The organism is Acinetobacter sp. YH16053 (genome assembly GCF_013417035.1).
Taxonomy (GTDB): domain Bacteria; phylum Pseudomonadota; class Gammaproteobacteria; order Pseudomonadales; family Moraxellaceae; genus Acinetobacter; species Acinetobacter towneri.
The window spans coordinates 19,211-31,534 of record NZ_VPEP01000006.1 but is presented as its reverse complement, the minus strand read 5'-3'; the positions used below and the strand labels follow the sequence as shown (position 1 = coordinate 31,534).

The following is a 12,324-nucleotide window of genomic DNA, read 5'->3' as shown; positions in this document are numbered from 1 at the left end:
CATGAAAACTATATTAATTGCCAACCAAAAAGGTGGCTGTGGTAAAACCATTACGGCTATTAGTTTAGCATCTGCACTTGCACAAAAAGGCTATAAAGTTGCCTTAGCTGATGCCGACAACCAAAAATCTGCGCTACAGTGGTTAAAACAACGACCAGAAACAGCCGCCCCAATTCAAAGTCTGGACTGGCGTCACGAAAAGTCGATTGGTGATGCACCTAAAAATATTGAATACTTAATTATTGATGCACCTGGGGCATTATCGGGCGAGCATGCTGAACAATTGGTCAGTGAAGCGCATGCTATTATCACGCCGCTACAACCTTCATTTTTTGATATTGACTCCACCCGTCGCTTTTTAAAACATTTACAAGATATTAAGCGTATTCGCAAAGGCAAGGTACAAATTTTATTGCTGGCCAACCGTGTCAAACCAAACTCTGCCAGCTCTAAAGATATTCAGGATTTTTTCCAGAAAATCGAGCAACAGCCTGTGGCATGGATTTCAGAACGTGCCGCTTACGGACAATTGGCAATGCAAGGTTTAAGTATTTTTGATAAAACCCAAAAAACTTATCTGCAAATGCAAGATCAATGGCAGCCTGTACTGAATGCCATTGTAGATGACCCTGCTCAATGGTTTTAAAGCCTAGAATCGCCACAGTTTAGAACTTATTCACCAGAACTTACCAAGCTCTCGTTTTCGGGAGCTTTTTTTTCAGTTAATATGGCACATGACCTTAGGAATGTTTCAGTGAATTCAGTGCAACAGTACGCGCCAACATTACAAAAAATTTTATTGTTTGGACTGTTTTTTGTCCTGATCTTTTTGGGTTTTCACATACTCAAATATTTTATTGTTCCTGTTGTTTGGGCAGCAATCATTGCCTATATGAGCTGGCCACTATATCAGTCGGTGCTACGTTTATGCGGTCATCGTCCTACGCTTAGCGCAGCCTTAATGATGCTGATGGTCACGTTGGTGGTCGGCATTCCACTCACTTTTGCCATTTTTATCCTGCAACATGAAGGTCGTAACTTATATTACGAATTACAAAAACAGGTCTTTTCCGGACACTTAAATGTCCCTGATTTCATTCGCAATTTACCTATTATTGGTAAAGAAGTCACCCGCACTCTCAAAGAAATTAACCACGATCCCAACAGTATTGTGCAGTCGATTTCTTTATGGATTCAGGGACATTTAAACTACGGAAAAGTGGTCATTAATGAGGTCAGTAAAAATCTGATTAAACTGGGTTTTGCCCTGTTATCGCTCTTCTTTTTCTATCGTGATGGTCACACCATCTTGCATCAAGTCAGCAAGGCTTTAGAAATGGTGATTGGGCCACGTATTCACCACTATTTAGATACCATTTCTGAAACCACACGTGCCGTGGTGTATGGGGTTGGTCTTACGGCAATTGCACAGGCCTTATTGGCAGGTGTAAGTTATTTTGTGGCCGATGTACCTAACCCAATGGTACTGACAATTGTGACCTTCTTATTTGCGCTGATTCCCTTTGGCCCACCGCTGGCTTATGGTTCGGTGTCGCTGTGGTTATTTAGCCAAGGGCATACCATGGAAGCCATTGGTGTGATGGCGTGGGGCGTGTGTGTGGTCAGCACTGCTGATAACGTGATTCGTCCTTTGGTGATTTCGGGTGCCACTCAAATTCCATTCCTGTTGATCATGTTTGGAGTTTTAGGTGGAATTGCCAGTTTTGGTCTGATTGGTCTATTTATTGGCCCTGTGATTTTGGCAGTCTTACTCGCTATTTGGCGTGAGTGGTTGCATGAAAACAACAATGAAGGATTAATGATGCCCAAAGCTACCCTTGCGCATGATCTCCCTGAAGACGATTCATCATCCAATTCAAAGCTTGATTAAGCTTTCTTTCTGATCATATTGCTCACATGGCTGTGTTGATCTGAACAAATCAGCTCAACACAGTACATACATTCCACTACGCAAATGTTGTATTGTAACGTGGCTAACTTTGTTTCAATCAAGACATCCCTCAATATTATGCACAACAAACAGGATGTCTTTTATGCGCTCAATACTCCAATTTGCCAGTCTTGCTGCTTTTAGTGGTCTAGTACTCATGGGTTGCAGCACCACCGCAACCACACAAGAAAAATCAAAATTAGTGAAAATGCATGCTGTTTCAGCACAAGGTATTGGCAAAGAATTAGGTACGGTCGAACTGCGTGACAGTGCAGCAGGCTTAATCATTCACACCCAACTCCAACAACTCCCTGCAGGGGAACGAGGTTTTCATATCCATGAAAAAGGTTCATGTGCAGCAGCAGAAAAAGATGGAAAAATGGTTGCTGCTTTGGCAGCGGGCGGACATTTTAATCCCAAAAATATCCCGAATCATGGTACACCGCTGACAGGACATTTAGGGGACTTACCGGCTTTAAGTGTTGCAAACGACGGAACAGCCAAAGTGACCGTGATTGCACCCCGTTTAACATTGGCACAAGTTGAAGGATTGGCCTTGATGATTCATGCAGGCGGTGATAACTATGCCGACCATCCAAAACCATTGGGCGGCGGCGGTGAGCGAATTGCCTGTGGGATTATTTAAGCGAGCATGATGCATTTTCAATAAAACATTTATTACCAATTGTGGATAAGTTAAGGGTTATACACATGCCTTTCGACTTATCCGCAAAAAGTAAAATTTATCTTTTTGAGGATTATTCTCAAACGACGCTCAATGCAGGTCTTCTTGCTTTATATCGGTCGTCTTTCATAACCACACTTACTCGTTTTTGAATAACTTGCTACTAATTTGCAAAAAATTAGCTCAATTTTGCAACCATCGTGTCTAACTCATAAATGTGCAGAGATCACAACCGCTCGCCTTTGCGAATGTCTAAATTTCAGCTACACTGCTTTTTTATCCACTTTAAAAAGATTGGCATGAACATTAAAACATTACGTCTGGTTGGTTTCCTCGAAGGTATTTCGTTCTTATTGTTGTTATTTATTGCCATGCCCATGAAATATATGTTCGATAACCCAATTTTAGTGAAATATGTAGGTATGGGTCACGGCGTATTGTTTATCGCGTTTTTAGTGGTGCTTTTTGTGGTTTGTGAAAAACAAAAATGGTCTCTTAAAATGTTTATTTTGGGCTTAATTGCATCAATTTTACCTTTTGGCCCATTTGTTTTTGATGCTAAATTGAAAAAGATGGAACAACCTGTAGAGGCTTAATCGACAAGTCCTTTTTAGCTTTCATCACATTACACATTATTTGATATTTGATTTCTAAATCAAATGTTTGCAAGGCGATGCTACATCGCCTTGTTTTATGATACCGCAGAAAAATTTAAACCCTTAAAACTGCCCTGCAGCAACTCGCTCCTGCATCACCTGTTTAAGCATCATGCGTGGCAAACTAAACCAGAGCGTTATCAGCACCAAACAAGCCAAACTATACGCCCAAATATCAAACCGCATATATAAAACACGTACCAGTTCAATCACTATAAAAAAGCACAGCATCAATAGCATTGAAACACTGGCAGCAACAGTGCCTTTAGACACTTCTGATGACATTAGGGCAAAACGATATAAGACCGAAAAGCTCATCCCCTCACCAAAACTGATCAGGCTCATGCCAATCACCAAACACCACACAAAATAGCTTTGCCAAATTGCACCCAGTACGATCAGCACGCTGCCCAACAACATTAAAGGCAGGCCAATCAAGACTGTTTTGCCTAAAGGCAAACGGTCAATGACTTTCATCAGCACCAAATTGCCTAAAATCAAACCACCCAAAACAGGAAACTGCGCCAAACCGTATTGCAGACTGCTAAAGCCTAAATCTTCAACCAACATCACGGGAGATAATGCAATCCACAACATTAAGGGCATACTCAATAAAGGCAGCGCCAATGTCAGACCTAAGAATCTGGTATTTTGAAAAACTTGTTTAAAATCATCCCATACATCTCGAAATGGAGATTTGGGAATACGCTGCTGATTTTCAGGCATTTTGGCTTTCAGTCCAAACCAACTCAAAAATGCCAACAGTGCTATGCCGATAAAACCCCAATGCCAACAAACATGCTCAATCATAAATGCACCTAAGACTGGGCCGAGCAAGGGAGCAAGTAAAGAGACGTTCGCCATGAGCGCCATGACTTTAATTGCATCACGTTCTGCAAAGTTTTCCTGAATAGCCGCATAACCGACTGCACTAATGACTGACAAACCAAAACCTTGAAAAAAACGAAGAACAAGGAAGCTTTCAATGTTCTGAGTCAATAAAATCAATAAACAGGTTAGGGTAAAAAATGCCACGCCGCCCAATAATACTTTTTTGCGTCCCAAACGGTCAGAGAGTGGCCCCAATAACCACGCCACACAAGCACCCCCCAGCAAATAAAATGACATGGACGAAGCTGCCCATGCACTACTGACACCAAAATCTTGTGTGATGGCCAACATTGCGGGTTGAACCAAGTCATTGCCAATATAAACCGCGAACTCAAACAAGACCAAAGCCAAGGGAAACATGAGTGTGGCACGTTGAATGGTATTTTTTTGCTGCTGTGGCATGAGTTATAAAGGACAAAACGATGCAAGTCAGCCGCGTTTAGCCCATAAAAATAGAAAATTGAGCTGCAGTTTAACAGAGTTGAATGGCAAATTTATGGCGCATTTTTTAAGTCCGTTAAATAAATTGCGGCACTTGATGTGACATCAGACCAAGTTAGGCATCACCTCCTTCAGCGGGTTAAGGCGATACGGTATTGCCCAATTCATAATGTGAAAATACCGAAAGCACAGGATAAAAATCACCCACGGCAAAACGGCTATCATTGCGGTGTAGAAATGCTAGAGTTTTGATGGACATGCTGCGCTCACACGTTTTTGAATAGGATGAAGTCATCCTAAATAAAAGCTGTGGATAACACGAGTATTATCCACAGACGCTTTGTTGCATTTTTAGAACATCATGCAAGATTTATCTAAGCCCTACAGCAATTTAAGGACATTTTTTGCTTTGGAAAGTCTTGGTATTTTTACCACGTGCGCATAAATAAGCGGTTTGCACATCGCCCTGCTGCCATTGTCCATTAATATTTTTAAAGTGATAAATACTACGAATTGAACGTACCGAATCATCCATTAAGCCTGTTTCGGTAATTTTTACTTCTGCCGCAGTTGGTGCTTCGACACGGTTAAAGTATTGACGAATTTCAACGGTAGCCAATTCTTTACGCAAATCTGGACGTTGTTTGAGTACCTGCGCCAAAGGTGTTTCTGCAGGCGTAACTTGTGAAATAATATTCTGTGTAGTCGCACAGCCTGACAATAACGCAACACCCAATGCGGAAACCGTGATTAAACGCAACATAACTCCTCCAAAATGTTGATTATTATTTATGCTTCTATGATGCCTTGTTCGAGCAGAAACGCTAGAACAGAAATGTAAAATTAAAACAGCGGCATAAAAAAACGCATCACGAGGATGCGTTTTTCAATTCACTTAAATAAATGAAAGGCGAAAGGAATTACAAATCAAATAATTTGCCTGGGTTCATAATGCCTTGAGGGTCAAAAACCTTTTTCAACGCTTTCATATATTCAATTTCTTCAGCTGAACGTGAATATTCCAAATATGGTTTTTTGGTCATGCCTACACCGTGTTCTGCAGAAATAGAACCATCATATTTCTTCACAGTATCAAATACATACTTATTTACCACCTGACATTTGGCAAAGAATTCGTCTTTGCTTAAATCGGCAGGTTTAAGAATGTTCAGGTGCAAGTTACCATCACCAATATGGCCGAACCAGCAAATTTCAAAGTCAGGATAGTTTTCTGCCACAATTGCATCAATTTCCTGAATAAATGCAGGAACATGAGTAATCAATACTGAAATATCGTTTTTATATGGAATAAACGGTGCAATCGACTCAGAAATGTCTTCACGCAAACGCCATAAACTTTCAACTTGGTCTAGGCTTTGGCTCAATACGCCATCCATCACCCAGCCTTGTTCCATACAGTGTTCAAAAATTTCCATCGCCTTGTCCATAATTGGCTCAAATGGCGCTTCAAATTCAAGTAACACGTAGAATGGACATTGGGTTTCAAATGGACGTTGCACATGACCATGATCCAAGACTTTTTGCATCGCCAATTCACCAAAGAATTCAAATGCAGTCAGATCAATTTTAGCTTGGAAAGCATGTAATACAGGCATCACCGAATTAAAATCAGGTACGCCCAACACCATCACTTGCAAATCTTGCGGTTGGCGTTCTAGCTTAATTTCAGCTTCGGTCACTAAGCCAAGTGTGCCTTCACCGCCAATAAATAAATGTTGCAGCGCATAACCTGTTGCGTTTTTGATCATGCCTTTGTTCAGACGCAGGATATCTCCTTTGCCTGTTACCACAGTCAGACCCAACACCCAGTTACGGGTCATGCCGTATTTAATGACTTTAATACCGCCCGCATTGGTACCAATATTACCGCCAATTTGTGAAGAACCTGAAGATGCAAAATCGACTGGATAATACATGCCTTGTTCTTCGGCATAGTTTTGTAGTTGCTCAGTCACCACACCCGCTTGCACACGTACCATACGGTCTGCAGGGAAAAATTCCAAGATTTGGTTCATCTTGTCCATGCTGACTACAATTTCACCATTGGCTGCCACCGCACCCGCAGATAAACCTGTACGTCCGCCCGATGGAGTAATGGCCACATTAAACTGATTCGCCAGTTTTACAATGGCTTGTACTTGCTCTGTGCTTGATGGGAAAACGATGACCGATGGGTTCGGATCAAAATGCTTTGTATGGTCACGACCCCAGTTTTGGAGGCTATCGGCATCCGTTTTAATACGGTTTTCACCGACTATTGCCGTTAATTGGGTCAATAACTCAGGGGTTAAAGCGACTGGAGCATTCATCGTTTGCAGACCTAGCAAGAATTAAACAGGAAGAAAAGCGACTGTCTGCATATCTTGATCAATTTGAAGATACTGCAGACTAAATATGTGCATCAAAGCAACAGCGTGGGTTGGCTTTCATGTGTGCCGCTTATTATAAGCGATTTTTTTGAAAAACCTGTGAATATTGGCAATTCCGATAATATAACGTGGTAAGAACAGGGTAATTTTGGGCAATATTTCTGAAAGAGATTATATCTGACAAAAAATACCTGCACTCTTGGTCATAAAGGAAATGTATATCGACCCATCTCCTATGTTATCATACCGCCACTAAATTTGGCCTTTGTAGCGGAGCCGTAATGAGCCAACATCTTTCACTACCTAAAGATAAAATTCGTTTCTTGTTGTTAGAAGGCGTACACCAGAACGCAATCGACGTGTTAAATGCAGCGGGTTATACCAACATCGATTATCGTAAAACAGCGCTTGAGGGCGATGCGTTAAAAGAAGCGATTAAAGATGCGCATTTCATCGGAATTCGTTCACGTACACAGCTAACTGAAGAAGTTTTTGAAGCTGCGAACAAACTAATTGCGGTAGGTTGTTTCTGTATTGGTACAAACCAAGTGAACTTAACTGCAGCAATGGAACGTGGTATTCCAGTTTTCAATGCCCCTTATTCAAACACCCGTTCGGTTGCAGAATTGGTATTGGCTGAAGCAATTTTATTGCTACGTCGCGTACCTGAAAAATCAACCGATACACATGCAGGTGGCTGGAACAAGTCTGCTGTAGGTTCATTTGAAACACGTGGTAAAACTTTAGGTATCGTGGGTTACGGTTCAATCGGTTCTCAACTTTCAGTATTGGCTGAAAGCTTGGGTATGCAGGTCATTTATTATGATGCTGTGACCAAGTTACCGTTAGGTAATGCACGTCAAGTTGGCTCTATGGGCGAATTATTGGCAAATGCTGACGTGGTTTCTTTACACGTTCCAGATGTACCCTCTACCCGCAATTTCATGGCAAAAGAACAATTTGCACAAATGAAAGAAGGCGCAATTTTCATTAACGCGGCACGTGGTACTTGTGTGGTGATTGAAGATTTGGCAGATGCCATCAAGTCTGGTCATATTGCAGGTGCTGCAGTTGACGTATTCCCGAAAGAACCAAAAGCCAATGGTGAAGAATTTGTTTCCCCACTACGTAACCTACCAAACGTGATTTTAACACCGCACGTGGGTGGTTCGACCATGGAAGCGCAAGCGAACATTGGTTTAGAAGTGGCAGAGAAATTTGTTGCATATTCAGATAAAGGTATGACTTTGTCTGCAGTGAACTTCCCTGAAATTGCACTGCCATTGACTGAAGGCAAGCACCGTTTATTGCATATTCACCAAAATATTCCAGGTGTATTGTCTAAAATCAACAACTTGTTTGCTGAACACGGCATCAACATCTCTGGTCAATCACTTATGACCAAAGGTGATGTCGGTTATTTAGTGATGGATGTTGATGCGACTGCATCTAAAGAAGCACTAGATACTTTACACGAAGTTGAAGGCACAATTCGCGTACGTGTCTTGTTCTAAGACCACACGCTGGTGCTACAAAAAACCACAGTCTTAGCACTGTGGTTTTTTATGCCTGATCTATGAGTAACCTTGAGTTGCCACAGCCCTGTATTTTTAAACTTGCTATAATCTGCCTGACCTTCCCATTTCCACACTGTTGAGTATTTTTCTGCCCCATGCCAAACGCCCAACTCACTGCGGTGTTGTTCATGGTTTTATCCATGATCTCCTATCAAATCAGTGCTTCTTTTGCCAAACAATTGTTTCAGGTGCTTGACCCGCTTACTGTGACGATTTTGCGACTGTGCTTTGCCAGTGTAATTGTGGCAATCATGTTTCGCTCATGGCAAATTCTGTCGCGGCTCGCACATTTAAAATGGCGTGATTTATTGTGCTATAGCGCAGCCTTGGGCTTAATGAATATTCTGTTTTATCTGTCTTTGGGCAAGTTGCCGCAAGGTATTGCGGTGGGTTTAGAGTTTGTCGGGCCTTTGGGGCTGGCTTTATTGTCCATTCAAAACCGTAAAGATTATGTCTGGGTATTGTTGGCAATTTTAGGCATTATTCTTATGGTGCCTTGGGGACAAGCGCAGGGTGATCATTTTAGTCTGTTTGGTGCAGCGTGTGCCCTAGGTGCAGGATTGTGCTGGGCTTTTTATATTTATTTTGGGCAAAAAGTGGTGCAACAAAATATTGGCATGCACGCGCTGACCATCGCCATCAGTATTTCAGCTTTGGCTTTAATTCCCTTCGGACTGTATAACAATGCCCCTGCACTTTTTGAAACCCAGTATTGGGGCAAGGCGCTTGCCATTGCAGTGCTTGCCACGGCCATTCCTTATGCCCTGGATTTACAAGCCTTAAAACAACTCAGCAAAATGAGTTATGGCACACTTTCCAGTTTATCGCCTGCTTTGGCTGCACTGACAGGCTTGGTATTGTTGGGTGAGAAAATTACTTCACTGCAATGGCTCGCCTTATGCTGCATTATGTTAGCTTCGGTCGGCGTTACTTTTAGAGCAGTAAAAAAATCCAAACAGCCGCAGAATATTTAAACCAGAATGTTTAAACCAAACTGTCTTTAGACATCTGTTGGTATTTTTTATATTCTGCCAAATATTGCTTGGCTAGACTTTGTTTTTGCTGTTCAGACAAAATTTTACCTGCCTGCTGAAAAAAGCCATGTTCTTCTTCTTTTAAATGATGATGCACTTTATCTGACAGTTGCTTTGCAATGGCCAACCAACCTGTGTTGCTCATTTCAGTTTCGGTTAATTGTTCGAGTAATTCATCCATTTGATGATGCTCTGCCAAAGCATGGCGAGTGATATTTAAACCCGCATCAGTCATCATTAAGGGAATATAAAAATAGCGATCTTCTGCCACTGCATGCGCAAATAATTCATTTTTAAGTTGTTCAAATACCGCTCTACGTTCAGGGCTATCGCCTGAAGTTTGCGTCAGTTGGCGGGCTAAATCTCGTTGGATGTCGTGACTTTGGCGTAAAGCTTCAAAAATATTCATGTGCAGCCCTCTATTTTTAACCCATGCGCGGCGAACAGATTGATAAGAATCTACTCGCACATCCACATCGGTTTTGGAGTCAGTTTTGATTTCGTTTTTTAATCCTCTAGCTACTATATAGAGGATCAATCCAAATTCCTGCAACTATTTGTATAAAAAGCTTTAATTCACTTACCCACTTTATTCAAGTTATGTATCTGAGCAAAATTTAGAGATTTAAAACCCTTTTCGGTACCAAGCGCTTTTTATCTGTAATTTCAGCCAAACCTAAACACTTTTCACCATCAAAGACCAACACTTGCGCTGCTGCAGGATGGTCAATATTACTTTCCATGCCACGACTAAAATATTCAGCGCGTCCTTCAGGGACTTGTATGTGTAGCAAATGCTGCACAGGTGCATACGCAGGCAGCAATAAAGCCTCGCGTTCTGCTTCACTTAAACTTTCTAAATATTCAATGCTATAGCTCGGAATCAGGTCAAAATGCCCCGTTTTAATCCGATGCAAATAGGTCAAATGTCCATAAGTACCCAAGGCTTTGGCAATGTCTTCACCTAAAACACGAATATATGTACCTTTCGAAGAAGTCACATCCAAAGTGATGCTCTGTTCAGTAAAAGACAGCAATTCAATGGCATAAATTGTGACTGGACGCGCTTCACGTTCAATTTCAATACCTTGTCGCGCCAATTCATATAACGGACGACCTTCTTTTTTTAAGGCAGAATACATGGGCGGAACTTGCATAATATCGCCCTGAAATTGTGCCAATACCTGTTCAATGCTTTCTTGGCTCAATGCAGGTACAGCCTGCTGCAACAACACTTCACCCTCGACATCTCCCGTGGTGGTGCTGTGTCCCAATTGAATGGTGGTTTGATAGCATTTCATCGAATCGAGTAAATAGTGCGAAAATTTGGTCGCCTCACCCAAACAAATCGGCAGTAAACCCGAAGCCAATGGATCTAATGCTCCCGTATGTCCTGCTTTTTGCGCCCGATATAACCAACGCACTTTTTGCAATGCTGCATTGGAACTGATGCCCAAAGGCTTATTCAATAAAAATACACCACTAATGGCACGACGCTGGATTTTAGCCGCAGATGATTTCATAGCACACATAGGTCAAAGCAAAACTGCGTCATGGTAACAATCTGCCGCGATAAATGACAACATTTCTAGAACAGCGATTTACTTTTATGGCATATTTGGGGCTTAGGATTAAAAAAATAAAATGGATATACAGGTGCATTGGAATGCAGAAACATAAAATATGGATTGTTTTAGGCGTAGTGATACTGCTCATTTCAACTTTGGTGTATTGGCTGATGCCACAATCAAACTCCCCCGATACATCACCCCAGCAAAGCTCAAATGATGAAACATCTCAAGCTTTGAGCATGCAGCAAGCCATGCAAAATAACCCTGCTGCAAATTTTTTAAGCCCAAGTCAGCAGGACACCGAAGTCAATTGTCAGCTTAAACTGGATGCAAGTAATCGTCTGATTGTGAATGAGCAAACCCGTAACTGTTTTGAATATTTTATTACCCAATATGGCGAAAAAAGCATTGAACAAATTCGTGGTGATTTTAAAAGGTATATTCAACAAGGACATAAAGAGCCTGCCTTATCGCAAATTTTAGATTTATGGCAGCGTTATTTGGACTATCGCAATGCGCTTGGACAACTGCAAGCACCGAATTTAAATCAGGAAGATCCGCAATATTACCGCAGCATTTTTAGCAGCATGCAAAATCTGCGTAAACAATATTTTTCTGATTATGAAATTGAAGGTTTATTTGGTACGGAAGATGCCTATCACGAATATACCCTAAAGCGCATGGCAGTCATGGATGATAAAAAATTATCTGAAGCTGAAAAAGCACGACAATTGCAGGAATTATTTAAACAATTACCTCAAGATTGGCAAGAAAATTTAGAACAGCTGAACACCTTGCAAGATTTACGCAGCTTGACTGCGGCAATTAAAGCACGTGGTGGTTCTGCTGCTGAAATCCGCCAAATGCGTTTAAATCTGGTTGGTCCAGAAGCAACCCAACGTTTAGAACAATTAGATGGGCAACGCAGTCAGTGGAAATCACGAGTAGAGGATTATTTAAGTGCGCGTGATCAAATCATGCAAAGTGGAATGAATGATCAAGCCAAGCAACAAGCCGTGAAACAATTACGCGGACAGCATTTTCAAAATCCACAAGAGCAATTGCGTTTAGAAACCTTTGAACAGGTACATGATCAAGGTGGAAAATTACCTTTTGCTGACTAACATA

Annotated in this window: 13 protein-coding genes and 1 pseudogene; 7 read left to right on the top strand and 7 right to left on the bottom strand. The window is 41.5% G+C overall.

Features of this window, described 5'->3' with window-relative positions; genetic code table 11:
* Nucleotide 1: 1 nt before the first annotated feature.
* The 4 genes from FTV43_RS07040 (at nt 2) to FTV43_RS07025 (ending at nt 3,232) form a co-directional block, all read left to right on the top strand.
* Entirely contained in the window at nt 2-646 is a 645-nt protein-coding gene (locus tag FTV43_RS07040; RefSeq protein ID WP_179995194.1) for a ParA family protein, read from the top strand.
* A gap of 108 nt (nt 647-754) precedes the next feature.
* The gene (locus FTV43_RS07035) at nt 755-1,891 is read left to right on the top strand and encodes an AI-2E family transporter (RefSeq protein WP_104852613.1); all 1,137 of its coding nucleotides are present in this window, start codon (nt 755-757) and stop codon (nt 1,889-1,891) included.
* Nucleotides 1,892-2,054: 163 nt separating this feature from the next.
* Nucleotides 2,055-2,597: a superoxide dismutase family protein gene (sodC, locus tag FTV43_RS07030; RefSeq protein ID WP_179995193.1), complete on the top strand. Its 543-nt coding sequence runs from the start codon at nt 2,055-2,057 to the stop codon at nt 2,595-2,597.
* A 338-nt stretch (nt 2,598-2,935) separates the two neighbouring features.
* Nucleotides 2,936-3,232, top strand: coding sequence for a DUF3817 domain-containing protein (locus FTV43_RS07025; RefSeq protein WP_179995192.1), 297 nt, complete (start codon nt 2,936-2,938; stop codon nt 3,230-3,232).
* Nucleotides 3,233-3,355: 123 nt separating this feature from the next.
* Here the strand turns inward: FTV43_RS07025 and FTV43_RS07020 are convergent, their stop codons facing one another.
* The 4 genes and pseudogenes from FTV43_RS07020 to FTV43_RS07005 form a co-directional block, all read right to left on the bottom strand.
* A complete protein-coding gene (locus FTV43_RS07020; RefSeq protein ID WP_179995191.1) occupies nt 3,356-4,585 on the bottom strand; it encodes an MFS transporter in 1,230 nt (409 codons plus the stop codon).
* A gap of 181 nt (nt 4,586-4,766) precedes the next feature.
* Nucleotides 4,767-4,877, bottom strand: a pseudogene (locus FTV43_RS07015) (pirin family protein); the annotation flags it as partial.
* A gap of 138 nt (nt 4,878-5,015) precedes the next feature.
* Nucleotides 5,016-5,387, bottom strand: coding sequence for a hypothetical protein (locus FTV43_RS07010; protein WP_004974545.1), 372 nt, complete (start codon nt 5,385-5,387; stop codon nt 5,016-5,018).
* Nucleotides 5,388-5,544: 157 nt separating this feature from the next.
* The gene (locus FTV43_RS07005) at nt 5,545-6,954 is read right to left on the bottom strand and encodes an FAD-binding oxidoreductase (RefSeq protein WP_004974544.1); all 1,410 of its coding nucleotides are present in this window, start codon (nt 6,952-6,954) and stop codon (nt 5,545-5,547) included.
* A gap of 341 nt (nt 6,955-7,295) precedes the next feature.
* Between FTV43_RS07005 and serA the strand changes: the two genes are divergently transcribed.
* Complete coding sequence (gene serA, locus FTV43_RS07000; RefSeq protein WP_104852617.1) at nt 7,296-8,528, top strand: phosphoglycerate dehydrogenase; 1,233 nt, start codon at nt 7,296-7,298, stop codon at nt 8,526-8,528.
* 49 nt (nt 8,529-8,577) lie between these two features.
* On the opposite strand, the gene FTV43_RS06995 is transcribed toward serA, so the two are convergent.
* Nucleotides 8,578-8,733 (bottom strand): hypothetical protein, encoded by a 156-nt coding sequence (locus tag FTV43_RS06995; RefSeq protein ID WP_162164694.1) that lies wholly within the window; start codon nt 8,731-8,733, stop codon nt 8,578-8,580.
* Between FTV43_RS06995 and FTV43_RS06990 the strand changes: the two genes are divergently transcribed.
* On the top strand, nt 8,687-9,565 hold the full coding sequence (locus FTV43_RS06990) for a DMT family transporter (protein WP_154320281.1): 879 nt from the start codon (nt 8,687-8,689) through the stop codon (nt 9,563-9,565). The genes FTV43_RS06995 and FTV43_RS06990 overlap by 47 nt on opposite strands.
* A gap of 10 nt (nt 9,566-9,575) precedes the next feature.
* Here the strand turns inward: FTV43_RS06990 and FTV43_RS06985 are convergent, their stop codons facing one another.
* Together FTV43_RS06985 and truB are read right to left on the bottom strand one after the other, a co-directional pair.
* On the bottom strand, nt 9,576-10,034 hold the full coding sequence (locus tag FTV43_RS06985) for a hemerythrin domain-containing protein (protein WP_179995190.1): 459 nt from the start codon (nt 10,032-10,034) through the stop codon (nt 9,576-9,578).
* 208 nt (nt 10,035-10,242) lie between these two features.
* Complete coding sequence (truB, locus tag FTV43_RS06980; protein ID WP_179995189.1) at nt 10,243-11,148, bottom strand: tRNA pseudouridine(55) synthase TruB; 906 nt, start codon at nt 11,146-11,148, stop codon at nt 10,243-10,245.
* A 143-nt stretch (nt 11,149-11,291) separates the two neighbouring features.
* On the opposite strand from truB, the gene FTV43_RS06975 reads away from it, so the two are divergent.
* Nucleotides 11,292-12,320, top strand: coding sequence for a lipase secretion chaperone (locus FTV43_RS06975; protein ID WP_179995188.1), 1,029 nt, complete (start codon nt 11,292-11,294; stop codon nt 12,318-12,320).
* Nucleotides 12,321-12,324: the final 4 nt, after the last annotated feature.